The sequence below is a fragment of the Streptomyces sp. DH24 genome, from assembly GCF_029813775.1.
GTDB lineage: Bacteria > Actinomycetota > Actinomycetes > Streptomycetales > Streptomycetaceae > Streptomyces.
The window spans coordinates 70325-95553 of record NZ_JARVKW010000017.1 but is presented as its reverse complement, the minus strand read 5'-3'; the positions used below and the strand labels follow the sequence as shown (position 1 = coordinate 95553).

Here is a 25229-nt window from a genome sequence, read left to right as displayed (position 1 = left end):
GCAATTGAATCGACCTGGGGTGACCGTGAACAGTCAAGAAGGTGGGGGCGTGTGACGCTCGACGCATGCGCGTCCTGAAGTCGACCTTGTGTGCGCCCTACAACCCTCGGAATAGTGGGCGCAGTTCAACCGGCACGGACGCGGCATTTTGTCGTGTGCCGCCTCCGTGTCCGTACGCCTTCCGGTCCGTGAGGTCCCCACAACCTCCCGGGCCGACCCCCCACAGGAGGACGCGAGTTGAAGCACCGACGCATACCCAGGCGGCGTGCAGCCGTGGTAGGTGCGGGAATCGCCGCACTGGTCGCCGCGGGAGTCACCTTCCAGACTGCGAACGCGAGTGAGACGCCCGAGACCGCCGCACCCAAGACCCTGTCGGTCGCGGCGGCCGGAAAGCTCGCCTCGGCTCTCGTGCAGGACCTCGGCGCCGACGCGGCGGGCACCTACTACGACGCCCAGGCCAAGAGCCTCGTCGTGAACGTGCTCGACGAGGCCGCCGCGCAGGACGTCCGGGAGGCCGGCGCCAAGGCCAGAATCGTCGAGAACTCCCTCGCCGAGCTCAAGAGCGCCCACGCCACGCTCAAGAAGGACGCGACCATTCCGGGCACCTCCTGGGTGACCGACGTGGCCGCCAACAAGGTCGTCGTCACCGCCGACCGCACGGTCTCCGAGGCCGAGCTGGCGAAGTTGAACGAGGTCGCAGGCGAGCTGGGGCAGACGGTCGAGGTCAAGCGCACCAAGGGCGAGTTCAGGCCCTTCGTCTCGGGCGGCGACGCCATCACCGGCAACGGCGGGCGCTGCTCGCTCGGCTTCAACGTCGTCAAGGGCGGCGAGCCGTACTTCCTGACCGCCGGTCACTGCACCGAGGGCATCTCCACCTGGTCGGACTCGTCCGGCAACGTCATCGGGGAGAACGAGGCCTCGAGCTTCCCCGACGACGACTACGGCCTGGTGAAGTACACCGCTCAGGTCGACCACCCGAGCGAGGTGAACCTCTACAACGGTTCCTCGCAGGCGATCAGCGGTGCCGCCGAGGCCACCGTCGGCATGGAGGTCACCCGCAGCGGCTCGACCACCCAGGTGCACGACGGCACGGTCACCGGCCTGGACGCCACCGTGAACTACGGCAACGGCGACATCGTCAACGGCCTCATCCAGACCGACGTGTGCGCCGAGCCCGGTGACAGCGGCGGCTCGCTGTTCTCCGGCGACAAGGCGATCGGCCTCACCTCCGGCGGCAGCGGCGACTGCACCTCCGGCGGCGAGACCTTCTTCCAGCCGGTGACCGAGGCGCTGTCCGCCACGGGCACCGAGATCGGCTGACGCTCGTTCCGGCCTGACGGCCACGGGAAGTCCCGCCTCGCGCGCGAGGGGCGGGACTTTCGCGTGCCCGGAGCGGGCGTCACGGCCGGGCGGTCCCGGGTGTCCGGCGCCGGGCCGCCAGCAGGGTGATGACGATGCCCGCGGCGGCCCACGCCGAGAGGACCAGCAGGGCCGGCGTGACGGCGTTGCCCCTGAAGTAGGCGACCGAGCGGGCCGCCCAGGTGCCCGCGCCCGGCGGGAGGGCCGGACCGATCGCCTTCCAGAACGGCGGCAGCATCGGCAGCGGGAAGGCGCCGCCCGCGCTCGGGTTGCCCGCCACCACGACGAGCAGAATCGCCAGCCCGATGCCGACGACGCCGAAGACGCCCTGGAGCGCGAGGGTGGCCGCCCCCACGGCGAAGGTGATCAGGGCGCCCAGCCCCCACAGCGCCGGCACGCTGCCGGGCAGCGCGTCCAGCACCGGGCCGACGATCACCGCTCCGCCGAGGCCCCCGACGACCGACACCAGGGCCATCGTGGCGAGGCGGATCGCCGCCCGGCGCGGGTTGGCGGGACGGGCGCCGGTGCTGATCGCCAGGATCGACGCGCACAGGTACCCGCCCACGCACCAGCCGACGACCAGGTAGAAGGACGACAGGCCGTCGAAGTCCTGCGGCGAGGCCGGGGCCACGTCGACCGTGCGCAGGGTCCGCCGCTGCGACTTCTCCAGCTCGGCGGTGAGGGACTCCAGCGTGGTGGCGAGGACCGTGCCGCCGCCGGAGGCGACCAGGAGGGTGTCGGTGGTGCCGGACGGGTCGATCACCAGGGCGCCGTCGAGGTCCCGGTTCATGATCTCTTCGCGGGCCGTCGCCTCGTCGGCCACCGGACGCGGGTCCAGCGGGGAGCCGGGCAGCCGCTCCAGCCGGGCCGTCGTGCGCTCGGCCGCCGCGCCGGGGGCGACCACGCCGAAGGGCACGTCCTTCGGCCGTGGATCGTGCAGCGCCCCCACGTAGGAGGCGACGAACAGCAGCTGGAGAGCGATCACCCCGATCACGAGCAGTGTGGCCCGTGGAGTGACGGCGTCCCGCACCTCGGTGAGGAAGGACACCGTGCCGTCGCCGGTGCTCTGTGCCATGCCCCCACGGTCCGGGGACGGGGGTGTTTGCGCAGGTGGGCCGGGGCCGAACGGATGTCGTACAGATGTTCGGGAATTGGTCTATGGTGGAGGTGGGGAGCTTGGGAACTGATGTTCGAAGGACCGAAGGGCCGATCCCCGGGTCCGTGAGTGCGGGAGGTGCGTGTGCCGGGTTTCCCGCATCTGCACACCGTCTCCGGGTTCTCCCTGCGCCATGGGGCCTCGCACCCGGAGCGGCTGGCCGAGCGTGCCGCCGAGCGGGGCATGGACGCGCTCGCCCTGACCGACCGCGACACCCTCGCGGGCGCGGTCCGCTTCACCAAGGCCTGCGCGGCGGCGGGTGTCCGTCCGTTGTTCGGCGCGGACCTCGCCGTCGAGGAGGCCGCGGCGGACGGGGAGACCTGGCGGGGCCGGCGTCGCGCGCCGGTGCGCGGCGGCGCCTTCGTCGACGAGCCGGCGTCCCGGGTCACCTTCCTCGCCCGGGACGGCGGCCGGGGCTGGGCCGACCTGTGCCGGATCGTCACGGCCGCGCACGAGGGCGGGCAGGGGCCGCCCCTGCTGTCCCGGGCCGCCTGCCACGGGGACGGGCTGACCGTGCTGCTCGGGCCCGGCTCCGACGTCGGCCGCGCCCTCGCCGCGGGCCGCCCCGACCGCGCGGCCCGGCTGCTCGCCGCGTGGCGCGAGGTGTACGGGGACGCCCTGCGGCTGGAGGCCGTCTGGCACGGGCGGGCGGGCACCGGACCCGGTTCGCTGCGGCTCGCCGCCCGCACCGTCGGCTTCGCCGCCGAGCAGCGGATCAGGCCCGTGCTCAGCAACGCCGTACGGTACGCCGATCCCGGCGCCGGCCCGGTGGCCGACGTGCTGGACGCCGCGCGTCGGCTGGTGCCGGTCGGTGCCCTCGGGGAGCTGGACTCGGGTGAGGCCTGGCTGAAGGGGCCGGACGCGATGGCCGAGGTGGCGGAGCGCGTCGTGACGGCCGCGGGGTTCCGGCGCGACACGGCCCACCGGCTGCTGGAGCAGACCCGGGCGACGGCCGCCGAGTGCCGCGTGGACCCCGAGGGCGACCTCGGCATCGGCACCGTCCACTTCCCCGAGCCGCATCTCGTCGGCGCCGGGCGGCGCACCGCGCAGCGCGCGCTCGCCTCCCGGGCGGCGGCGGGCATGGTGCTGCGCGGCTACGACCGGCGGCGGGAGTACTGGGAGCGGATGCACCAGGAACTGGACATCATCGCCCACCACGGCTTCGCCTCCTACTTCCTGACGGTCGCTCAGGTCGTGGACGACGTACGGGACATGGGCATCCGGGTCGCCGCGCGCGGCTCGGGCGCCGGGTCGCTGGTCAACCACCTGCTGGGCATCGCCCACGCCGATCCGGTGGAGCACGGGCTGCTGATGGAGCGGTTCCTGTCCAAGCGGCGGCTGGTGCTGCCCGACATCGACATCGACGTGGAGTCCGCCCGCCGCCTGGAGGTCTACCGGGCGATCATCGACCGGTTCGGCGCCGAGCGGGTCGCGACGGTCGCGATGCCGGAGACGTACCGGGTGCGGCACGCCATCCGTGACGTGGGCGCCGCCCTGTCGATGGACCCGGCCGACATCGACCGCATCGCCAAGTCCTTCCCGCACATCCGCGCCCGGGACGCCCGCGCGGCCCTGGAGGAGCTGCCCGAGCTGCGGCGGCTGGCGGGGGAGAAGGAGCGGTACGGGCGGCTGTGGGAGCTGGTCGAGGCGCTCGACGCCCTGCCGCGCGGCGTCGCCATGCACCCGTGCGGGGTGCTCCTCTCGGACGCCTCCCTGCTCGCCCGTACGCCGGTGGTGCCGACCAGCGGCGAGGGCCTGCCCATGTCGCAGTTCGACAAGGACGACGTGGAGGACCTCGGGCTGCTCAAGCTCGACGTGCTGGGCGTGCGGATGCAGTCGGCGATGGCGCACGCCGTCGCCGAGGTCGAGCGGGCCACCGGGGAGCGGGTCGACCTGGACGCGGTGCCGGAGGGCGATCCGGACACGTACGCGCTGATCCGCTCCACCGAGACGCTGGGCTGCTTCCAGATCGAGTCGCCCGGCCAGCGGGACCTGGTGGGGCGGCTCCAGCCGGCCACGTTCCACGACCTGGTCGTCGACATCTCCCTCTTCCGGCCCGGACCGGTCGCCGCCGACATGGTGCGGCCGTTCATCGAGGCGCGGCACGGGCGGGCGCCGGTGCGGTATCCGCACCCGGACCTGGAGGACGCGCTGAAGGAGACGTACGGGGTCGTCGTCTTCCACGAGCAGATCATCCAGATCGTCGACATCATGACCGGCTGCGGGCGCGACGAGGCCGACCGGGTGCGGCGCGGGCTGTCCGACCCCGAGTCGCAGGCGCGGATCCGGGTGTGGTTCGCGCAGTGGGCGGCGCAGCGGGGCTACGACGCAGAAACGATTCAGCGCACCTGGGAGATCGTCGAGGCCTTCGGCAGCTACGGCTTCTGCAAGGCGCACGCCGTGGCCTTCGCCGTGCCCACCTACCAGTCGGCGTGGCTGAAGGCCCATCACCCGGCCGCCTTCTACGCGGGACTGCTCACGCACGACCCCGGCATGTACCCGAAGCGGCTGCTGCTGGCGGACGCGCGGCGACGCGGGGTGCCGATCCTGCCGCTGGACGTGAACAAGTCGGGCGTCGCCCACCGTATCGAACTGGTGTCTGAATCGCCTACGTCGTCCGGGCGTTGGGGACTCCGGCTGGCCCTGTCCGACGTACACAACATCAGCGAGGCCGAGGCCGCGCGGATCGCCGGGGGACAGCCGTACGCCTCACTGCTCGACTTCTGGGAACGGGCCCGGCCGAGCCGCCCCCTCGCCGGACGCCTCGCGCAGGTCGGCGCGCTGGACGCCTTCGGCGCCAACCGGCGCGACCTGCAACTGCACCTGACCGAACTGCACCGGGGCGCGCGCAGCGGTGGCGGTGGCCAACTCCCGCTGTCCGGCGGACGGAAGACGGCCCCGGCCGGGCTGCCCGACCTCTCCCCGGCGGAGCGGCTCAGCGCCGAACTGGGCGTGCTGTCCATGGACGCCTCGCGCAATCTGATGGACGACCACCGGGCCTTCCTCGACGAGCTGGGCGTGCTGTCGGCGCGTCGGCTGCGCGAGGCGCGGCACGGCGAGACGGTGCTGGTCGCGGGCGCCAAGGCGGCCACCCAGACGCCGCCGATCCGGTCCGGCAAGCGGGTCATCTTCTCCACCCTGGACGACGGCACCGGCCTGGTCGACCTCGCCTTCTTCGACGACTCCCACGACGCCTGCGCCCACACCGTCTTCCACTCCTGGCTGCTGCTGGTGCGCGGCGTGGTGCAGCGCCGCGGCGCGCGCAGTTACAGCGTGGTCGGCTCCGCCGCCTGGAACCTCGCCGAACTGCTGGAGGTGCGCCGGGAGGAAGGGCTGGAGGGGGTCGCGGCCCGGCTGGCCGGTCCGGGCGGCGCCGAACCCGCGGACGGCGACGGCGACGGCGCGGCGCGCAGGCGGCTCGCCGGTTCGGACGGGCTGCCGGCGCCGGCCGGTTCCGCGGCCCCCGATCCGATGGAGGAGCGGAGGATCCGGATGCCCACGGGGTACGAGATGCACCCCTGGGCCGATCTGCGCCCCGCGGGCGAAGGGCCCGCGGTGGGAAGGAAGTTGTGGCACCAGAGTCCGGGGAGTGCGGGATGACCATCCTCTGCGTACGTTTCCAGCTGCCGGTGATGTACGAGGCGGCCCTGCCGGGGCTGCTCGGGCTGCTGGAGGAGTTCACGCCCGTGGTCGAGGCCCTGCCGCCCGACGGGGCGCTGGCCGATCTGCGGGGCGCCGAACGGTACTTCGGGCGCGACGCGGTCGCCCTGGCGTCGGTGATCCGCGTCCGGGCCCTCGCGCTGCACGGCGTCGACTGCGTGATCGGCGCCGGGCCCGGCCCGATGCTGGCCCGCATGGCGCTCGGTGACGCCCGGCCCGGGGTGACGTGCGCGGTGCCCGGCGCCCCGGAGGGCATCGCGGAGTTCCTCGCCGGCAAGCCCGTCACCGCGCTGCCCGGCGTCGGCACCGCGACCGCCCGGACCCTGTGCGAGTACGGCCTCGACACCCTCGGCCGGGTCGCCGCCGCGCCGCCGGCCACGCTGCAGCGCCTGGTCGGCGCGAAGGCGGGGCGCGAACTGCACGAGAAGGCGAACGGCGTCGATCGCGGCCGGGTCGTGCCCAACGCCGTCTCCCGGTCCCTGGCCACCGAGCGCCCCTTCGACCGCGACGAACTGGACCCCGGCCGGCACCGCCGTGCCCTGCTCTCGGCCGCCGGGGAACTGGGCGCCCGGCTGCGTGCCGTGGACAAGGTGTGCCGCACCCTGACCCTCACCGTGCGCTACGCCGACCGCTCCGCGACGACCCGCAGCCGCACGCTCCCGGAGCCGACCGCGCACTCCGCCGCGCTGACGAGGACCGCCTACGGCATGTACGAGGCGCTCGGCCTGCAGCGCGCCCGGGTCCGCGCGATCGCCCTGCGCGCCGAGGGCCTCGCGCCCGCCGAACAGGCCTCCCACCAGCTCACCTTCGACCCCGCGGACGAGAAGGCCCGCCGCATCGAGGAGGTCGCGGACCGCGCGCGGGCGAAGTTCGGCCCCCGCGCGGTGATGCCGGGGTCACTGGCGGCGTAGGCGGCGCAGGCGGGGCCGGGGGCCGGTCGGCCACCGCAGGCGTGTCATCAGGCGCAGCTGTCACCGGAATTTTTTTACTGACGCGTAACTTCACACTTGCACTACTCGCCCGTAACTTGACACGTGAACAGCATCCCGTGATCCGGATCACAGGGCACGAGCCGCAACTCCCTTGATTCGCCCTTCCCCTGAGCCGCGAGGAGATCACCCGATGCTGCCCTGGAAACGCCTGCTCGGACCGCTGGCGGCGGTCCTGCTGACCGCCGCCGCCCTGGTCGCCCCCGCCGGCGCCGCCCATGCCGCCGACCCGCCCGACCGTGGCTGGAACGACTACTCCTGCAGGCCGTCCGCCGCCCATCCCCGGCCCGTCGTCCTCGTCCACGGCACGCTCGGCAACTCCGTCGACAACTGGCTCGGTCTGGCGCCGTACCTGAAGAACCGCGGTTACTGCGTCTACTCCCTCGACTACGGCCGCATCGACGGCGTGCCGTTCTTCCACGGTCTCGGCCCGGTGGAGAAGTCGGCGGAGGAACTGTCCGCCTTCGTCGACAAGGTGCTCGCCGCGACCGGCACCGCCGAGGCCGACCTCGTCGGCCACTCGCAGGGCGGCATGATGCCCCGCTACTACCTCAAGTTCCTGGGCGGAGCGGGCAAGGTGAACGCCCTCGTCGGCATCGCGCCGAGCAACCACGGCACCACCATGCTCGGCCTGACGGCGCTCCTGCCGTACTTCCCGGGCGCCGAGGACCTGCTGCACGAGGCGACCCCGGCCCTCGCCGACCAGATCGCCGGGTCCGACCTGCTGACCAGGCTCAACGCGGGCGGCGACACCGTGCCCGGGGTCCGCTACACGGTCATCGCCACGAAGTACGACCAGGTCGTCACGCCGTACCGCAGCCAGTACCTGAGCGGGCCGGACGTGCGCAACGTCCTGCTCCAGGACCTGTGCCCGGTCGACCTGTCCGAGCACCTCGCGATCGGTCTGACCGACCGGATCACCTTCCACGAGGTGAACAACGCCCTCGATCCGGCGCATGCCACGCCGACCACGTGCGCGTCGGCCATGAAATGACATGTCCTTGACATCCTGACGGAGGGGTGTGCGTACGGGGCCTGTCCGGCCCGAGCCGCCGGACAGCCCCCGGGCTCCGGGGTGGTTCAGCGACCCCGGCGTCCGCCCGCCGCCGCGCGCCGCCGGACCGACGCGAACAGGGTGGCCGAGCCGATCGCCAGCGCGGCGGCGCCGCCCACCGCGAGGTACGGCGTACCGCTGTCGCCGCCCGTCTCGGCGAGGTTCTGTCCGGCACCGGCCGCCTTCGGCAGGTTCGGCGTGCCGTCGTCGTCCGCCGCCGCAGCGGCGGCGGCGGGCTCGGCCGAGGTCGCGGGGTCGTCGTCGCCGTGACCGTGGTTCTCCACGGTCGACTTGTCGGCACCGGCGGCTATCTGGTCGTCGGACGGCGCGGAGGCGGCGGGGGTGGGGGAGCCGGCGTCGGCGCCGTCATCGCTGCCGCTGCCGCTGTCGCCGCTTCCGGCCTCGGCGCCGCTGCCGCCGAACGTCACGTCGGAGCAGGAGTAGAACGCCTCCGGGCTGTCCGAACGCTGCCAGATCGCGTACAGCAACTGCTTGCCGGAGCGCTCCGGGAGCGTGCCGGAGAACGTGTAGAAACCGCCCGTCGCCGCCGGGTCGGTGGCCGTCGCGACCGGGTTCTCCAGGTCCAGGTCGTCCCAGCCCAGCGGCTTCGCCGGGTCGTAACCGGGCTTGGTGATGTACACGTTGAACGTGCCCTTGTGCGGGGCGGTCACACGGTACTTGAAGGTGTACGAGCCGCTGTTCACGCCCGTCGCCGGCCAGTCCGCGCGGGCCAGGTCCAGGCCCTTGAACGCCGCGTCGCCCGCGCTGCACAGCTTTCCGTCCGGGATCAACTGCTGGTGCTGTCCGGCCGCGTTGCCGATGCGGACGCCGTTCCAGTCGTACAGCGCCTGGGTGCCGCCCGTCTCCACGGCGGCCTTGCAGGCGGCGGACTTCGGGCTCTCGGGGCCTTCGGCGAAGCACTGCGAGACGCGGCTGACCGGGTCGCCCATCGAGCCGTGGGCCGCCGCGGGCGCGGCGGACAGCGCGGTGAGGGCGAGCGGGGCGATGCCGGCGGCGGCGACGGCGGCGGCCCCGCGGCGTGCGGGCTTGCGTCGTACGGGCATGCGGAACTCCTCGGAACGGTCCTGATGCGCGATCACATGGGGGGCTCCGGGGGTGAACCCCGGGCGTGATCCCGTGGGGGGTGATCCGAAACTAGCCCCGAGGACCCGCGAAATCGCCTGCTGGGGGCGGGTGGAGGCGATCCTTATGGCGGCGTTAAGGGAGTGCTCAGGCTGCGCTCAGACAGCTAGCGTTCGCGGCATGCGAGACGAGGAGATCCGGCCGGCCGTCCCGGCCGACGTACCCGCCGTGAAGGCCGTCACCGACGCCGCCTACGAGCACTACATCGAGCGCATCGGTGTGGTGCCCCAGCCCATGGAGGCCGACCACGCGGCGAACGTGGCCGCAGGCAAGGTGTTCGTCGCCGAGGAGCCGGGCGGCGAGGACCTGGGCGGCATGAAGCCGGGCGGCGAGGAGCCGGCCGGCAGGCAGTCGGCCGGGGAGGAGTTGAGGGAACCCGGCGGCGGGCGGGTCGTCGGGCTCGTCGTGGTCGAGGCGTTCCAGGACCATCTGTTCCTCGACAGCATCGCCGTTCACCCCGACGCCCACGGAAGAGGCGTGGGGCGACGGCTGCTGCGGTTCGTGGACGCACACGCGCGTGCGCTCGGCCTGCCCGAAGTCAGGCTCTACACCAACGCGATGATGTGGGAGAACCAGAAGATCTATCCGAGGTACGGCTACGAAGTCGTCGAGCGGCGTGTGGCGGGGCCGTACGACCGCATCCACTACCGCAAGAGGCTGACCTGACGCGTCTCACGGGTCGCGCCGCGTCGTCAGCAGTCCGGCCACCATGTGCGGGCGATGTCCTTGCGGACCTCGGGTCGCCCCGCGGGGCGCTCGTCCGCCTCCTCCAGGACTCGGCGGACGTCCGTCTTCTTCAGGGGCTTCTGCACGGTCACACGGCGCATGGCTGCCTCCTTCAGTGCTACCGGGTTCCGCGTTCTCACGGAGGTAGACACGTTCGGCGAGAGTTACTCATCGGCGCGGGTCTGTCAGTGGCGGCTGTCACGAATCGGACTGTCAGTGGCTGGTGTCACTCTGGGGTGCATGACCATGAACAGCGCTCCGCAAACCCCGCAGGACTGGGAAGCCGCGGCAGCCACCTTCGACGAGGCGCCCGATCACGGCCTGCGCGACCCGGCGACGCGCCGTGCCTGGGACGCCCGGCTGCGCTCCTGGCTGCCCGAGCGGGCGGGCGACGTCCTGGACCTCGGCTGCGGCACCGGCAGCCTGTCGCTCCTCGCCGCCGAGCAGGGACACCGCGTGACCGGTGTCGACCTGGCCCCGGCCATGGTGGCCCTGGCCCGCGGGAAACTCGCCGGACGTGACGCGGTGTTCCTCGTCGGTGACGCGGCGGCACCACCGGTCGGCGACCGGCGCTTCGACGCCGTGCTCGTACGGCACGTGCTGTGGACGCTGCCAGGCCCCGCGCGCGTGCTGCGGCGCTGGTGGTCGCTGCTGCGCCCCGGAGGGCGGCTGGTGCTGGTGGAGGGCGTGTGGGGGGAGACCGGCCCGGTCGGCATACCGGCCGACCGGCTCACCGCCCTGCTCGCGCCCCTCACCGGGCACGTGCGCGTGGAGCCGCTGTCCAACGACCCGCTGCTGTGGGGGAAGGCGGTGACCGACGAGCGGTACGCGGTGGTGGCGACGACGGGTTGAGCGGCCCGCGGCCCTGGGCCGTGTCCGCGAAGCGGCGCCTGCCGCGCGCCGTCCGGCACGCCCCTCTCGCCGCACCGCCCGAAAGCCCCAGTGCGCCCAGTACGAGCGCTTCCGGGCGGCACTCCCCAGCCTCCCGCCGGGGGGACCCCCGGGGCACCCACCGGACGCCGCGCGGCCGACCGCCCTCCGGGCGACGACGCCGCTTCGCGGACCCGCCTAGGCCGTCAGCGCCTCGAAACCGCCGCCGCGGGCGAGGTTCTCCAGCTCGTCCAGGGCGGCCATGGCGCGCGCGGCGGCCCCGGGGTCCCGCTCCGCGAGCCCGCTCGCGGCGAACTCGTCCTCGTCCAGCCGTCGTACGTCCGTGCCGTCCGCCGAGCGCCACAGGTCCAGGTCGAGGTCCTCGACGACCAGCTCGCCCCCGGTCAGGACCGCGGGGCGGGTGATGTCGCAGTACCAGCCCTTGAGGCCGCCCCCGGCGTCCCGGACCTCCTTCACGGAGTACCAGCGGTCCCGCCAGTAGTACTCCGTGAAGACGTCACCGGCCTCGAAGCGGACGAAGCCGAAGTCGCGGACGGCGTCGCCCGCCCACGGGGCACGCACGGCGACGCGCGTGCCGTCGTCCGAGAGCAGCTCGGCCGGGTAACGGATCTTCGTGCGGCCCGCCTTGACGAGCACGACCTCCACCCGGCGCGCGCCGTCAGGAGAGTTCGCGGACATGGCGCACCTCCGTCCCGGCCACCTCGTACCCGAACCACTTGTTGATCGCGAGCATCGGCCCGTTCCCCGCGTCGTTGCCCGTGAACGCCTCCCGGTACCCGGCGGCGCGGGCCCGGTGCAGGGAGTCGTTCTTGGCGAGCTTGGCCAGGCCCCGGCCGCGGTGGGCGCGGGCGGTACCGGTCATCGCCGTGCTGTAGCGGGTGCCGCCGTCGGTGTAGGCCGCGGTGAAGGCGGCGGGGCGGCCGTCCACCACGGCGACCGAGGTCAGGGCGAGATCGAGGAGGGGATGCCGCCAGGTCTCCGCCAGCCAGGCCTCGTAGTCGGTGAACTCGACGTCGATGTCGCTCGGTTCGTCCGACGTGGTCTCCGCGTCCAGCTCGAACATCGGGCGCGGATCGTCCGCGAAGTCGGCACCCGTGCGCAACTCGACGCCGGGCGGCGGGTCCTGGAGCGGTGGCAGCGTGCCGTTCACGAGATCCAGTCGGAGGAAGTGGGCCGAGCGGCTCGCCGTGTAGCCGCGCCGCTCGGCGAACGCGCGGTTGGCCGGCTCGTCCGGGACCCACGAGAAGACCTTCGTCACGCCGAGGGAGGCCAGCAGTTCCTCGGCGGTACGGGCCAGGAGCGATCCGGCGCCGCGCCCCGTCCGGTCCGGGCGGACGTAGACGTTGGCGGAACCCCGGCCGGGCTCCGGGCTCTCGTGGGCGAGGCTGACCTGGGCGGTGCCGATGATCTCGCCGTCCTCCTCGGCGACGAGCTGCGTGAAGTGGGCGTCCGGGTGGGAGTGCGTCAGGTTGTGCAGCACGGATTCCGGCGTGGACAGCATGAAGGGGACCGCCATGAGACGGACCAGGGAGAAGCCCTCCGCGTCGGCTCTGACGCCGGGACGGAGGTTGCGCACGATCACGGTCATGGAGGCGCACGCTACGGGGGGAGGCCGCCGGATGCCTCTCATTTTCCGTCGCGTGCGGGACAATCGGGCGGTGAACTTGAAGATCCACATCGACGACAGCGCTCCGCCGTACGAGCAGGTGCGGGCGCAGATCTCCGAACAGGCCCGGTCGGGCGCGCTGCCGGTGGGCTACCGGCTGCCGACCGTGCGCGGGCTGGCCGAGTCGCTGGGGCTCGCCGCGAACACGGTCGCCAAGGCCTACCGGGCGCTGGAGGCGGACGGGGTGATCGAGACGCGGGGGCGCAACGGCACGTTCGTGGCCGCCGCCGGTTCGGCGGCGGAGCGTGAACTGGCGTCGGCGGCACAGGCCTACGTCGAGCGGGCGCGCAGACTCGGGCACACGGAGTCCGACGCGCTGGCAGCCGTACGGGACGCCCTGCGCGCGGCTTACGGGGACTAGGCCGAGTCCGCGCGGCTTACGGGGACTGGGCCGAGTCCGCGCGGCTTACGGGGACTGGGCCGAGTCCGCGCGGCTTACGGGGACTGGGCCGAGTCCGCGAGGTGCCGGTGCCGCTCGGCGTCCGGTGCGGGCCGGGCGTCGCGCGGCAGCGCCGCCTCGCCGACACGGCCCCGGCCGGGCGGGAGCCGGTCACGGCGTGCGGGTGGGCCTGAGCCCCGCCGACCGCGCCGCCCTCGCGAACGTCGCCGCGTCGTGCACCGCCGCCCCGTTCGGGTCGTTGTTGAAGTACGCGTAGACGTCCGGCCCGTCCGCATCGTCCGGCCCCTCCCGCCCTTCCGGCCAGGTGTCGGCGATCCGCTCGGCCCACGTCCGCAGGGACTGTCTGCCGTAGCGCGGCCACGCCCTGGCGCGGCCCTGGTGGAAGCGGACGTAACCCCAGTCGGCGGTGCGCCACAGCGGTGTCACCGGGCGGGCCAGGACGTCCGCCCAGCACAGGGCGGCGCCCCGGGCGGTCAGGACGTCGCGGACCTCCCCGTTCCACCACGACGCGTGGCGCGGCTCGACCGCGACCCGCGTCGACGCGGGGAAGCGGGCCAGGCAGGCGTCCAGCAGGGCCGGGTCGCAGCGCAGCGTCGGCGGCAGCTGGAGCAGGACCGGACCGAGGCGGTCGCCCAGCCCGGCGGCGTGGCTCATCAGGCGCTCCACCGGCTCCTCGGGGTCCTTCAGCCGCTTGATGTGGGTGAGGTACCGGCTGGCCTTCACCGCGACGACGAAGTGTTCCGGCGTGCGCTCCCGCCAGGCCTGGAAGGTCTCCCGGGACGGCAGCCGGTAGAACGCGTTGTTGATCTCCACCGTGTCGAAGCGTGCCGCGTACTCCTCCAGCCACAGCCGCGTCGGACACCCGGCCGGGTAGAGCACGCCCCGCCAGTCCTTGTACTGCCACCCCGACGTCCCGACGAACAGGGTCATACGTCCATCAAAGCACCCCGCTACAGGTACAGCCCGGCGTCCGCGCCCTCCCGGGGTTCCGGCAGCGACGTCGGCGAGGTGCCCCGGCGCAGCGCGTACAGCTCGGCCAGCGTGGCGCCCTCGCGGCCGACGCCCTCCTCGGTGCCCAGCCAGTTCACCGCCTCCCGGCGGGTCAGCGGCCCCACCTCGATGCGGGCCAGGCAGCGGCCGGGCCGGACGACGGCCGGGTGCAGGCGTTCGAGGTCCTCGTTGGTGGTGACGCCGACCAGGACGTTGCGTCCCTGGCCGAGCAGGCCGTCCGTCAGGTTCAGCAGGCGGGACAGCGCCTGTCCGGCGGTGTGCTTGGCCTCGCCGCGGATCAGTTCGTCGCAGTCCTCCAGGAGCAGCAGCCGCCAGCGGGACTTGCCCGCGGTGTCCTCCTCGCCGATCGCGATGTCCATCAGATAGCCGACGTCGGAGAACAGCCGCTCCGGGTCCAGGACGCAGTCCACCTGGCACCAGTCACGCCAGGACCGGGCGAGCGTGCGCAGCGCCGACGTCTTGCCGGTGCCGGGCGGACCGTGCAGCAGGAGCAGCCGCCCGGCGATGTCCTTTGGGGTCGTCTTCATCAGGCGGTCCATCGCGTCGGCGACCGGCGCCGTGTAGTTGCCGCGCACCTCGTCCCAGGTGCCCGCGGAGATCTGCCGGGTCGTGCGGTGCGGGCCGCGCCGCGGTGAGACGTACCAGAACCCCATCGTCACGTTCTCCGGCTGGGGTTCGGGTTCGTCGGCCGCGCCCTCGGTGGCCTGGTCGAGGACCTTGGCGGCCAGTTCGGCGCTGGTCGCCGTCACCGTGACGTCGGCGCCCCGGTTCCAGCGGGAGACCAGCACGGTCCAGCCGTCGCCCTCCGCGAGGACGGCGCTGCGGTCGTCGTCGCGGGCGGCGCGCAGCACGCGGGCGCCGGGCGGCAGCAGGGTCGCGCCGGAGCGGACGCGCTCGATGTTCGCCGCGTGCGAGTACGGCTGCTCGCCCGTCGCGAAGCGGCCGAGGAACAGCGCGTCGACGACGTCGGACGGGGAGTCGGAGTCGTCGACGTTGAGCCGGATCGGCAGAGCGTCGTGTGGGTTCGCAGACATGCCGTCCATGATCCGGCACGCGGACGCCGCGTGCACCCGGTTTCCCGGGCGCGCGCCCTGTCCCCTTCGGTGGTTCGGCAACACCTGTGGCGGCCCCGCCGGTTCGGGCCGTGCGGGTGGGTTTCGCGGACGACGAAAGGTCCCCGGAGGCCGAAGTGCCTCCGGGGACCGGTGGTTCTGGTGGGGCGTCGCCGGCCGGGCCGGCGCCGTACTTACGGAACGAGCTTCAGCAGGCGGTTCGGGGAGCCGGTGCCCGCGCCGGTGACCTTGCCGGTGGTCGCGCCGTTGACCAGCGCCGAGGCGACCTGGGACGGCGTGGCCGAGGGGTGGCCCGCGAGGTAGACGGCGGCGGCGCCCGCGACGTGCGGGGTGGCCATCGACGTACCGGAGATGGTGTTCGTCGCGGTGTCACTGGTGTGCCAGCCGGCCGTGATGGAGGAGCCGGGGGCGAAGATGTCCAGCGCGGAGCCGTAGTTGGAGTAGCTGGCGCGGGCGTCCGTGCTGGTGGTGGCGCCGACCGTGATCGCCTCGGCGACGCGGGCCGGGGACGAGGAGGAGGCGCTGGTGTTGCTGTTGCCCGCGGCGACGGCGTAGGTCACGCCGCTGGCTATGGAGTTGCGGACCGCGCTGTCCAGCGTGCTGGAGACGCCGCCGCCGAGCGACATGTTGGCGACCGAGGGGCCGGAGTGGTTCCTCGTCACCCAGTCGACGCCCGCGATCACGCCGGCGGTGGTGCCGGAGCCGCTGTTGTTCAGCACCCGGACGGCCACGATCTTCGCCTTCTTGGCGACGCCGTACGTGCTGCCCGCGACCGTCGTGGCCACGTGGGTGCCGTGGCCGTTGCCGTCCTGGGCGACGTTGTCGCCGTCGACGGCGTCGTAGCCGTTGACCGCCCGGCCGCTGATCTGGCTGTGGGTGATGCGCACGCCGGTGTCGATGATGTACACGGTCACGCCGCTGCCCGCGGTGTCCGGGTAGGTGTAGGTGCCGTTCAGCGGCAGGGAGGTCTGGTCGATGCGGTCCAGACCCCAGGGGGCGTTGGTCTGGGTGGCGGCGACCCGCACGCGCTGGTCCTGCTCGACGGAGGCCACCGCCGGGTCGGCGGCGAGCCGCCGGGCCTCGTCGGCGGAGAGGGTGGCGGTGTAGCCGTTCAGCGCGGCGCCGAACGTCTTCTTGACCGTGCCGCCGTACTCCTTGATGAGGTTCTTGCCCGTGGTCGAGGAGGCCTTGAAGCCGGCCGCCTTCTTCAGCGTGACGATGTAGCTGTCCTTGACCGCGGAGGGGGAGCCGGCGGCCAGCACGGTCCCCTCGGCGGGGGCGGCCTGGGCGGGCAGTGCGGTGAGTCCGCCGACGAGGGCGGCGGTCGCCAGGGTGGTCGTGGCGGCGATCCGGAGTCTCTTGCTGCGCAGCTGTGCCATTACGAGGGAGTCCTCCTCTTAGGCGCGCGTGCCTGGGTGGGGCACGCGTCTGTGGGGGGTGCGGGCGCGTCGCACGCACGGCCGAGAGCGTCGCGTTCCGCTCACCGGCCGGAGTAAAGAGTGGATCTACTGGGCCCGTAGGACAAGAGGTTTGAACGCCCGTCAACAAATTTGTCGTGGGCACGTAACAAAACAGGCCCAACTGCGGCCGGAAAGCGGATGGGTGAACGCCGTACCGAAGGGGAATGACTTGGCATGGACACTGCTAGTCAACACGCGTAGCTGGTCCCGAAGTTGTATGCAGAGATCCTGCTATAGGGAGGTTCCATGAGACGTTCCCGCATTGCCGTCCTTGTGAGTTCGCTCCTCCTCGCCGTCGGCTCCGTCCTCACCGGGGCGACCACGGCGACGGCGGCACAACTCGCCGCGTCGGGGCCCTATGTGGCCCTGGGCGACTCCTACGCCTCGGGAGTCGGAGCCGGCAGTTACATCAGCTCCAGCGGCGACTGCAAGCGCAGCACGAAGGCCCACCCCTACCTCTGGGCGGCCGCCAACTCACCCTCGTCGTTCTCCTTCATGGCCTGCTCGGGCGCCCGTACGGGTGATGTCCTGTCAGGTCAGCTCGGCCCGCTCAACTCCTCGACCAGCCTTGTCTCCATCAGCATCGGCGGCAACGACGCCGGCTTCGCCGACGTCATGACGACCTGCGTGCTCCAGTCCGACAGCGCCTGCCTGTCCCGCATCGCCACCGCCCGCGCCTACGTCGACTCGACGCTGCCGGGCAACCTCAACAACGTCTACTCGGCGATCCGCAGCAAGGCTCCGTCGGCGAAGGTCGTCGTGCTGGGCTACCCCCGCTTCTACAAGCTCGGCACCTCCTGCCTCGGCCTGTCCGAGACCAAGCGCAAGGCGATCAACGACGCCTCCGACCACCTCAACAACAAGACCGCCGAGGTGGCCCGCAGCCGCGGCTTCCTGTTCGGGGACGTCCGCACCACCTTCAGCGGCCACGAGATCTGCTCCGGCAGCTCCTGGCTGCACAGTGTCAACTGGACCAACATCGGCGACTCGTACCACCCCACCGCCGCCGGCCAGTCCGGCGGTTACCTGCCGGTGCTGAACAACGTCGCCTGACCCGTCACGGGGAAGGCGTCGCGGAGGCGGAGGCCTCGTCCGTCGGGGTCTCCGCCACGCAGGTCACCGAGAACGGCACCGGGCCGGCCCCGGTGCGCACCGGGGACCGCACCTCCACGCTGACCGCGTTCTCGGACGTCCCGCTGTCGTCGTACGTCGTCACGAGCGCCGTCTCCTGCCTGCTGCGCCCGCCGCCCTCCGGGAACGACAGCGTCCGCCAGCCCGAGTCCAGGACCTCGCCGTCCCGCGACACCCACCGGTAGCTCACCCGCGCGGGCAGCCTGCCCACCGTGAACGTCGCCGTGAAGGCCGGGGCCCGCCCGTGCGGCGGCGGACAGCTCCCCGAGTACGCGGTGTTGGCGCCCGTCAGGCTCACCGTGACCGACTGCGGCGGCCGCGTGGTCGCCGGGCCGCTGCTCGGCGTCTCCGAAGGGGCCGCGCTGCTCGAACCGCCCGTCTGCCGCGTGCTCTTGCCCGTCTCCGCGGGCGAACTCACGCCCGCGCTCGGCACGTTCGTACCGGTGCCGCCCCCGCCGTCACCCCCGTCGCCGTCGTCCAGCAGCGCGTAGGTCAGCCCGCCCAGCGCCAGGACCGCGGCGAGCGCGCCCGCGACCAGCACGGCGGCGGCACGGCGGTTGCGTGCCGGGGGCCCCGCGTCCGTCGTGGTGGTGTCCGGGCCGGGACCGGGCCGGACGGGCACCGGCGGGGTCGGCGCCGGCCGCGGATGACCCGCCACCGTCGGCGCGGACGGGGAGGCCTCCACCGCGCCCGCGCGCGGTGTGCCGCCCGCGCCCACGAGCCGCAGCTCCCGCTCGGCCGGCTCGGCCGGCATCCGCTCGGCCGGGTCCTTGCGCAGCAGCCCTTCGATGACCGCGGCGAGCGGCCCCGCCCGGAGCGGCGGCGGCAACTCCTCGTCGACGATCGCCCGCAGGGTGCTCAGCGGCGTGTCCTGACGGAACGGGGAGTGGCCCTCGACCGCCGCGTACAGCAGCACGCCCAGCGACCACAGGTCGGACTCGGGCCCGGGGGTGCGCCCCAGCGCGCGCTCCGGGGCGAGGAACTCCGGTGAGCCGAGGACCTCACCGGTCATGGTCAGCGCGGAGCTGCCCTCGACCGTGGCGATCCCGAAGTCCGTGAGGACGATCCGGCCGTCGTTCGCGATGAGCACGTTGGCCGGTTTCACGTCCCGGTGCAGCACCCCCGCGCCGTGCGCGGCGCGCAGCGCGGCGAGGACCTCGGCGCCGATCGCCGCCGCGCGCCGCGGCGGCACCGGCCCTTCGGCGTCCAGGACCTCGGCCAGGGTCAGGCCGCGCACCAGCTCCATGACGATCCAGGGGCGGCCCTCGTCGGTCGCCACGTCGTACACGGTCACCACGTTCCGGTGGGCGACTCGGGCCGCCGCCCACGCCTCCCGCTCCAGACGGGCGTACAGCCGCTGCACGTCGGAGGCCGGCAGCCCCGCCGGGGCGCGCACCTCCTTGACGGCGACCTCGCGGCGCAGGACCTCGTCACGGGCGCGCCACACCGTCCCCATGCCGCCCTCGCCGAGCGGCGACAGCAGTCGGTAACGGCCGGCGATCACTCGCTCACTGCCCGGTTCTTCGGACACGGGCGCCCCCATTCGCAGCCGGGCGAATCATCCGCTTGTTGTGCGCTTCCCCACGAACGTAACTCAGCCGAGTGCGGATGCGGCCCTCCTGAACACCAGTCCGGCTCCCGGGGCCACGCCGACGAAGCCGGAGCCCGGCGGCGCGGCGCACCAGGGAGCCGGGCGGCCCGGAACTCCTCCGAGGGCCGGTGAGTCCCCCGCGTCCCGGCCCGCTCCTGGCCGTCGTACGCGCGACGCCGCAGGAACCGGCACCGCGGCAGGCGCCACGCGCGCACCGTACGGCCGCCCTCGCGCGTGTGGGGGCCGCGGATGCCGGTGCGAGCGATGACACTGAGCACCCGGTCGCCCGCGCGTGTGTGTGTGGGGCCGCGCCGCTGCCGCAACTCGGCCACCAGGCGCTGGCGGTCGCCCTCGCGCGTGTGGGCCGAGCCGCTCCCGGCGCGCACGCCTGCGCCCCGCATGCGCCCCCTGCTCATTCCGTTGCTCATTCCGTTCGCCACGGCGACCGCCGCCGGGGCCCTCGTCGTCGCCGCTCTCTTCGTCGTCCAGGCCGCCCGGACACAGGACGAACGGACCGCCGAACGGGACCGGGCACGTGAGATCGCCCACGTTCTCGCCGCGTCCGGACACGCGCGCCGCGACCGGCCGGGACGCCCGGGGGCGCAGTATCGGAGTAATCGCTTCCGCTTCCGTGGGGCGCGCGGTCGTCACCGCAGCCGGACACGACGAGCCGCCGGACGGCCGGGAGCACCGGCTGTGGCTCATGCGCCCGGGCGCCCGACCGCGCTCCCTCGGCCTCCTTGACGGCGACACGCCCCTCGTGGCGACCGGTGTCGAGCGGTCCGCGACGTCACTCGCCGTGACCGTCGAACCGGACGGGGGATCGGCGCAACCCACCGGCCAGCCCGTTGTCCAACTCTCCCTGAAATCGGTCGGATTCGGAGAGTAATCGTCAACCGCCTTGCGGGGAAGGTGAATCCTGTGACCGCGATACACGAGTGCCCCATGAGGGCGATAGGGTTACTCTGCCCGGGCCGGGTGGACTCGTACGGGTGGGGAGTGACATGGAACAGATAACAGTGCGCAGCAGGGCGAGGGTCCCTGCGATCACCTGTGGGAGCAGCGCGACCAGTTCGCGCCTCGACCGCCACCTCGCGGTGCTGGGCGGCCCCGCCGTCCCGCAGCGGGAGACGATCGAGGCGACCTCGCTGATGCGTGAGCTGACCGCGCGTGACACCACGCACGGCCGCAGCGGCAGGGGTGCGCGCGTCAGGCGCGTTTCGCTCTTCGCTCCGCTGCGCCGGCTGCGTCGCACGCTCTTCGGCAGCAGGTAGGCCCGCGCTCGTCGGCCGCACCGCCCCGGCACGGCGCTGCGCTCGCGCCGTCCGTCATCCCCACGGCGCGTGGCAGCGCCCCAGGTGCGCTCCGAGCGCGGGTACCACCCCTTCGTCCCGCCGCCGTCCCGCCCGCACTGACGACGGTGGCGCCCGCGATCCCGTTCAACCCGCGCGGCAGGCAGGCCCGTCCACCACTCTCCGGCCGCCGCGCACGTCCCTCGTCACCGCGCCGGCCGGCCTCCCCTCGGGGAGCGTCGCGGGCCACCCGGCAGCCCGTCAGTCCGTCGGTCCCGTCGGCTCGGACGTCCGAGCCGCCCCGGCGCCGTCACCCCGCTCCGCGAGGCCTCGCGACCCGGCAGGCCGCGACCGGGCGCACGGCAGGCCACGGACCCGGGCGCACCACCGGCCGCGCACCCGTCAGATCAACGCCAGCTGGCCCTCCGGGCCCTCCTCGTGCGCGTCGAGCACCGAGGCCGGCCTGCGGGCCGATTCCGGAACCGGCAGCACGCCCGCACTGCGCAGGTCCGACGCCGTGAGGGGCGCGGTGATCGTCAACTCCGCCCGCTGCGGGCGCAGTTCGGCGAGCAGCGTCAGAACCGTGATCAGTTCGAGGAGTTCCGAGGTCCAGGTCTGCGGCCAGGTGGCCGGGCGGATCGCCGCGAGCGTGCCCGGCTCGGCCGGCGCCGTGCGGGCCGCGAACCACTGCTCCAGCACCCGGGCGCCGTTCACCTCGTAGTCCCAGGCCTCCGGCGGCACCGGCGAGATACGGCCCTCGTCCAGGCGCAGCGCCTCCTCGTCCCGGTCGTAGTCCACCGTCACCGGGCGGGTGGGGAGCGGGGCGCGCACATAAGGGCGCCGCCCGCCCGGCAGCTTGGGCCGCTCGCCGTCCCGGCGCATCAGCCACAGCATGCGGTGCCCCAACGCCACGCCCCGCGACCACAGTTCGGGGTCACGGGTCAGGGGCACCGCGCCGCCGGGCCGGATCACCGCCAGCGTCCACGCCAGCACGTCCACCGGCGCGGGGGAGTGGCCCAGCCGCTCGGCCAGGTGCTCCAGCAGGCCCGGCGCGAGGTTCGGTTCGCCGCCGCCCGGCCGCCGGTACAGCGGGCGCACCCGGCCCGGCCGCGCCAACGGCAGCAGGGACGTCGCCAGCAGGACCGGCCCGGCCGGCTCGGGGCCCGCCGCCGTCTCCACCGTGAAGATCTGGTGACCGTCCGCCACCCGCCACAGCTCGGGCCGCGCCGCGTCGATCAGCCGGTGGTCGGGGATCAGCCACTGCTCGTCGAACGGTGCGCACAGCACCCGCACCGGCTCCGGGCAGGGGCCCGAGGCGCGCGCCAGCCGTTCCGTGCCGCCGGTGCGGCCCGGCAGTTGCCCCACCGCCGTGTGCAGTGTGCGGGAGCGGGTCGGCTCCAACAGGGCCCCGCGGTCGGCCCCTTCGGCCTTGACCAGCGCCTCCCAGCGGGCCCTCAGGGACGCCGGGTCGGGTGCCGCCGGCCACCCCCGGCCGATGCGCGGCGGTGCGACGGACCACGGCATGAGGTCCGCCAGCGGCGGAGCGTCGTCGTGCGTCACGCCCGGCATCGTACGACGGCCGCCCCGGACGGCGGCCGGGGACCGCCCGGCACACGGCCGCCCGCGCGCACCCGGCGCCTCCCAGGCGTCCGCGCAGGCGTCCGGGGCGAGGCGCGCCGAGCCGGGCCTACGTGGCGTCCAGCGTCACCGTGAAGGAGAAGCAGTCCCCGCGGTAATGGATCACCGCCGCGTCCAGCGCCCGGCCCCGCGCGTCGTACGTCACGCCCGTGTAGTGCAGGATCGGGCTCAGCAGCGGCACCTGGAGCAGGCGTGCCGTCTCCGGGTCCGCGAGCCGCGCCGACACGGTGTCCGTGATGCGGCTGATGTCCGCGCCGACGACGTCCCGCAGCACCTTCGTCATCGGCCAGCGGACCAGGTCCTCCAGGTCGATGCGGTCGGCCAGCTCCGGACGCACGTAGTTGCGCGCGTGGTTGGTCGGCTCACCGGTCTTCTCGTCGCTGCGCAGCCGGTGATACGTGGCGACCTCGCCGAGATCCGGGAAGTGCTCGGCGAGTTCGGCCGGGACCGGGGCCCTGCCGTGGTCCAGCAGTTCGGTCGTCATGCCGGACTGCTGGGCCACGATCGCGTCCACCGAGCCGAGCAGCCGGACCGGGGCGCCCCGCCGGGCGTGCGGCTCGATGAACGTGCCGCGCCGGCGGTGCCGCGTGATGAGCCCTTCCTCCTCCAGCTCCTTGAGCGCCTGCCGCATGGTCAGCACGCTCACGCCGTAGTGCCCGGCCAGCTGCTCCTCGGTGGGCAGGCGCAGCGGGTCCCGGGGCGAGCGGCCGAGGATCGAGGCGCGCAGCGACTGCGACACCTGGTACCAGAGCGGCAGCTTGCGGTTCAGGACGATCGAGTCCGGGGCGAAGGAGGTCACGGGCTCATCCGTACCGGTCGGCCATGCTCAGTGCAAGGGGCGGAAGTGCCGCTCAAGGCCCTGCCAGACGTCGTCGTAGCCCTGCTGCAGGTGCTCCGCGCGGGCCGCGTGCGGCGTCAGCGTCACCGGCCAGCGCGTCTCGAACATGAACGCCAGGCCGTCGTCCACCTTCTGCGGCTTCAGCTCGGCCGCGCTCGCCCGGTCGAACGTCTCCCGGTCCGGGCCGTGCGCCGACATCATGTTGTGCAGCGAGCCCCCGCCGGGCACGAAGCCCTCGGCCTTCGCGTCGTAGGCGCCCTCCACCAGGCCCATGTACTCGCTCATCACGTTCCGGTGGAAGTACGGCGGACGGAAGGTGTCCTCGCCCACCAGCCAGCGCGGGGCGAACACCACGAAGTCCACGCCCGCGAGGCCCGGCGTGTCCGACGGCGAGGTCAGCACCGTGAAGATCGAGGGGTCGGGGTGGTCGTAGGAGACGGACCCGATGACGTTGAAGCGGCGCAGGTCGTACACGTACGGCACGTGGTTGCCGTGCCAGGCGACGACGTCGAGCGGCGAGTGGTCGTAGCGCGCGGACCAGAGGTTGCCGCAGTACTTGTTGACCACCTCCACCGGCCCCTCCACGTCCTCGTACGCGGCGACCGGGGCGCGGAAGTCCCGCGGGTTCGCGAGTCCGTTGGCGCCGATCGGGCCGAGGTCGGGGAGGCGGAAGGGGGCGCCGTAGTTCTCGCAGACGTAGCCGCGGGCGGTGTCGTCGAGGAGCTCCACGCGGAAGCGCACGCCGCGCGGGACCAGCGCCACGTCGCCCGGCTCGGCGTGCAGCAGGCCGAACTCCGTGCGCAGCAGCAGTCCGCCGCTCTCCGGCACGATCAGCAGCTCGCCGTCGGAGTCGCCGAAGACGCGCTCCATCGAGGAGTTCGCGTGGTAGAGGTGCACGGCCATGCCGGTGCGCTGGGTGACGTCGCCGTTGCCGCCGAGGGTCCACAGGCCCGCCAGGAAGTCCGTCCCGGCGGGCGGCTCGGGCAGCGGGTTCCAGCGCAGCCGGTTCGGGTCGGGGACCGTCTGCGTGAAGGGCGCCGTGCGCAGCGCGCCGTTGCCCGTGCGGGTGAACGCCGGATGCGCGGCCGACGGGCGGATGCGGTACAGCCACGAACGCCGGTTGTGCGCCCGGGGCTCGGTGAACGCCGAGCCGCTCAGCTGCTCCGCGTACAGCCCGAGCGGGGCCCGCTGCGGCGAGTTGCGGCCCTGCGGCAGCGCGCCCGGCACGGCCTCGGAACTGTGCTCGTTGCCGAAGCCGGACAGATAGGACAGCCCCTCGGCGGTCTTCCGCGCTTCGCCGCGCTCGAACGCGCTCACCCGGGCGGTGCCCCCATCGCTCATGATCGCTCCCTCGCCGTCCCACGCCTGCCCGAACCGGGTCTCGATTCCTATGCCTAACCATAGGATTACGCTTTCCCTCGCGCAAGAGGTCGCCGGTCCCCGCGGACGGGCCTCCTCCTCAAGGTCCCCACCGCATCCTCATCAGGAACGACGAGAACCAGACTTCAGGGGGATCCGGCCGGTCGCACCCGTGTTCTACGCTCCCCGGCATGTCGTGGACGCGGGGCATCCTCGCCGTGCTCGCGGTCTGTGTCACGCTGTCGGCCGGATCCGCGGGCTGCGGCTCCGGTGATGCGCGAGAGACGGGGAACGGGGAGTCGCCGGCGGCGGTCGGCCGACTCCTCGACGAGACCGACGAGGAGGGCCGGCGCTATCGCGAGATCGGCGGGGAGCACGCCCCGCGCATCGGCATCGAGGTGCAGCCCGAGGACGACGGCAGCTGGGACGTACGCCTGAGACTGCGCGACTTCCGCCTCTCGCCGCCCGGCGAACGGGCGCGCGCGGTCCCGGGGCAGGGGCTCGCGCACCTCTACGTGGACGGCCGGCTCGTCACCCGGCTGCACACCCGCGAGCACCGGCTGCCAGCCGTCCCGCGCGGCACCCACCACGTCACCGCCCGGCTCTACGCCGACGACGGCACCGTGTGGGCGGTCGACGGAGAGCCGGTGGAGAGCACCGCGGCCATCACCGTGTCCCGGCCGGGGCCCGCGCCCGGCGCCCGCGGGGCGGACGCCGGACCCGGCGGGTGAGCCCGGACCCCGGACGTCCGGGGTGAGTTCGGGCTCCGGACCTCAGGGGTGAGGTTCACCG

22 protein-coding genes and 1 pseudogene are annotated in these 25229 nt (G+C 73.6%); 11 read left to right on the top strand and 12 right to left on the bottom strand.

Features of this window, described 5'->3' with window-relative positions:
* Positions 1-237 precede the first annotated feature (237 nt).
* Positions 238-1320 (top strand): S1 family peptidase, encoded by a 1083-nt coding sequence (locus QC282_RS16205; protein WP_279550120.1) that lies wholly within the window; start codon positions 238-240, stop codon positions 1318-1320.
* A 79-nt stretch (positions 1321-1399) separates the two neighbouring features.
* Here QC282_RS16205 and QC282_RS16200 read toward each other — a convergent pair whose 3' ends face one another.
* Complete coding sequence (locus QC282_RS16200) at positions 1400-2434, bottom strand: DUF3533 domain-containing protein (protein WP_279550119.1); 1035 nt, start codon at positions 2432-2434, stop codon at positions 1400-1402.
* A gap of 165 nt (positions 2435-2599) precedes the next feature.
* Here QC282_RS16200 and QC282_RS16195 point away from each other — a divergent pair, with 165 nt between their 5' ends.
* The 3 genes from QC282_RS16195 (at position 2600) to QC282_RS16185 (ending at position 8158) form a co-directional block, all read left to right on the top strand.
* Entirely contained in the window at positions 2600-6115 is a 3516-nt protein-coding gene (locus tag QC282_RS16195) for a DNA polymerase III subunit alpha (RefSeq protein ID WP_279550118.1), read from the top strand.
* Positions 6112-7086 (top strand): hypothetical protein, encoded by a 975-nt coding sequence (locus QC282_RS16190; protein ID WP_279550117.1) that lies wholly within the window; start codon positions 6112-6114, stop codon positions 7084-7086. Before QC282_RS16195 ends, QC282_RS16190 begins: the two co-directional genes overlap by 4 nt.
* A 211-nt stretch (positions 7087-7297) precedes the next feature.
* On the top strand, positions 7298-8158 hold the full coding sequence (locus QC282_RS16185) for a triacylglycerol lipase (protein ID WP_279550116.1): 861 nt from the start codon (positions 7298-7300) through the stop codon (positions 8156-8158).
* An 86-nt stretch (positions 8159-8244) separates the two neighbouring features.
* On the opposite strand, the gene QC282_RS16180 is transcribed toward QC282_RS16185, so the two are convergent.
* Positions 8245-9282, bottom strand: coding sequence for a lytic polysaccharide monooxygenase (locus QC282_RS16180; RefSeq protein WP_279550115.1), 1038 nt, complete (start codon positions 9280-9282; stop codon positions 8245-8247).
* A 199-nt stretch (positions 9283-9481) separates the two neighbouring features.
* Here QC282_RS16180 and QC282_RS16175 point away from each other — a divergent pair, with 199 nt between their 5' ends.
* Complete coding sequence (locus QC282_RS16175) at positions 9482-10027, top strand: GNAT family N-acetyltransferase (protein ID WP_279550114.1); 546 nt, start codon at positions 9482-9484, stop codon at positions 10025-10027.
* Positions 10028-10053: 26 nt separating this feature from the next.
* Here QC282_RS16175 and QC282_RS16170 read toward each other — a convergent pair whose 3' ends face one another.
* Positions 10054-10188: a hypothetical protein gene (locus QC282_RS16170; RefSeq protein WP_279550113.1), complete on the bottom strand. Its 135-nt coding sequence runs from the start codon at positions 10186-10188 to the stop codon at positions 10054-10056.
* A gap of 139 nt (positions 10189-10327) precedes the next feature.
* Between QC282_RS16170 and QC282_RS16165 the strand changes: the two genes are divergently transcribed.
* Positions 10328-10939: a class I SAM-dependent methyltransferase gene (locus QC282_RS16165; RefSeq protein WP_279550111.1), complete on the top strand. Its 612-nt coding sequence runs from the start codon at positions 10328-10330 to the stop codon at positions 10937-10939.
* Positions 10940-11155: 216 nt separating this feature from the next.
* Here QC282_RS16165 and QC282_RS16160 read toward each other — a convergent pair whose 3' ends face one another.
* On the bottom strand, positions 11156-11656 hold the full coding sequence (locus tag QC282_RS16160; RefSeq protein ID WP_279550110.1) for a DUF402 domain-containing protein: 501 nt from the start codon (positions 11654-11656) through the stop codon (positions 11156-11158).
* On the bottom strand, positions 11637-12566 hold the full coding sequence (locus tag QC282_RS16155; protein WP_279550108.1) for a GNAT family N-acetyltransferase: 930 nt from the start codon (positions 12564-12566) through the stop codon (positions 11637-11639). The genes QC282_RS16160 and QC282_RS16155 overlap by 20 nt, the downstream gene beginning before the upstream one ends.
* Before the next feature lie 70 nt (positions 12567-12636).
* On the opposite strand from QC282_RS16155, the gene QC282_RS16150 reads away from it, so the two are divergent.
* A complete protein-coding gene (locus QC282_RS16150; RefSeq protein WP_279550107.1) occupies positions 12637-13005 on the top strand; it encodes a GntR family transcriptional regulator in 369 nt (122 codons plus the stop codon).
* A 189-nt stretch (positions 13006-13194) separates the two neighbouring features.
* Here the strand turns inward: QC282_RS16150 and QC282_RS16145 are convergent, their stop codons facing one another.
* The 3 genes from QC282_RS16145 to QC282_RS16135 all read right to left on the bottom strand — a co-directional run bounded on the left by QC282_RS16145 (position 13195) and on the right by QC282_RS16135 (position 16507).
* Entirely contained in the window at positions 13195-13974 is a 780-nt protein-coding gene (locus tag QC282_RS16145) for a DUF72 domain-containing protein (RefSeq protein ID WP_279550105.1), read from the bottom strand.
* Positions 13975-13994: 20 nt separating this feature from the next.
* The gene (locus tag QC282_RS16140; RefSeq protein ID WP_279550103.1) at positions 13995-15089 is read right to left on the bottom strand and encodes a DUF5925 domain-containing protein; all 1095 of its coding nucleotides are present in this window, start codon (positions 15087-15089) and stop codon (positions 13995-13997) included.
* Between the two features lie 212 nt (positions 15090-15301).
* Positions 15302-16507, bottom strand: coding sequence for a S8 family peptidase (locus QC282_RS16135; protein ID WP_279550102.1), 1206 nt, complete (start codon positions 16505-16507; stop codon positions 15302-15304).
* Positions 16508-16834: 327 nt separating this feature from the next.
* On the opposite strand from QC282_RS16135, the gene QC282_RS16130 reads away from it, so the two are divergent.
* The gene (locus tag QC282_RS16130) at positions 16835-17641 is read left to right on the top strand and encodes an SGNH/GDSL hydrolase family protein (RefSeq protein ID WP_279550100.1); all 807 of its coding nucleotides are present in this window, start codon (positions 16835-16837) and stop codon (positions 17639-17641) included.
* 4 nt (positions 17642-17645) lie between these two features.
* Here QC282_RS16130 and QC282_RS16125 read toward each other — a convergent pair whose 3' ends face one another.
* Positions 17646-19262 carry a serine/threonine-protein kinase gene (locus QC282_RS16125; RefSeq protein ID WP_279550099.1) on the bottom strand — a complete coding sequence of 539 codons (1617 nt, stop codon included), beginning with the start codon at positions 19260-19262 and terminating at the stop codon, positions 17646-17648.
* Positions 19263-19724: 462 nt separating this feature from the next.
* Between QC282_RS16125 and QC282_RS16120 the strand changes: the two are divergent.
* Together QC282_RS16120 and QC282_RS16115 are read left to right on the top strand one after the other, a co-directional pair.
* Positions 19725-20199, top strand: a pseudogene (locus QC282_RS16120) (anti-sigma factor); the annotation flags it as partial.
* A gap of 115 nt (positions 20200-20314) precedes the next feature.
* Positions 20315-20584: a hypothetical protein gene (locus QC282_RS16115; protein WP_279550097.1), complete on the top strand. Its 270-nt coding sequence runs from the start codon at positions 20315-20317 to the stop codon at positions 20582-20584.
* Between the two features lie 420 nt (positions 20585-21004).
* Here the strand turns inward: QC282_RS16115 and QC282_RS16110 are convergent, their stop codons facing one another.
* The 3 genes from QC282_RS16110 to hmgA all read right to left on the bottom strand — a co-directional run bounded on the left by QC282_RS16110 (position 21005) and on the right by hmgA (position 24419).
* Complete coding sequence (locus QC282_RS16110) at positions 21005-22171, bottom strand: type ISP restriction/modification enzyme (RefSeq protein ID WP_279550096.1); 1167 nt, start codon at positions 22169-22171, stop codon at positions 21005-21007.
* Positions 22172-22289: 118 nt separating this feature from the next.
* A complete protein-coding gene (locus QC282_RS16105; protein WP_279550095.1) occupies positions 22290-23039 on the bottom strand; it encodes a GntR family transcriptional regulator in 750 nt (249 codons plus the stop codon).
* 27 nt (positions 23040-23066) lie between these two features.
* Positions 23067-24419 carry a homogentisate 1,2-dioxygenase gene (gene hmgA / locus QC282_RS16100; protein WP_279550094.1) on the bottom strand — a complete coding sequence of 451 codons (1353 nt, stop codon included), beginning with the start codon at positions 24417-24419 and terminating at the stop codon, positions 23067-23069.
* Positions 24420-24628: 209 nt separating this feature from the next.
* On the opposite strand from hmgA, the gene QC282_RS16095 reads away from it, so the two are divergent.
* Positions 24629-25168: a hypothetical protein gene (locus tag QC282_RS16095; RefSeq protein ID WP_279550092.1), complete on the top strand. Its 540-nt coding sequence runs from the start codon at positions 24629-24631 to the stop codon at positions 25166-25168.
* Positions 25169-25229 lie beyond the last annotated feature (61 nt).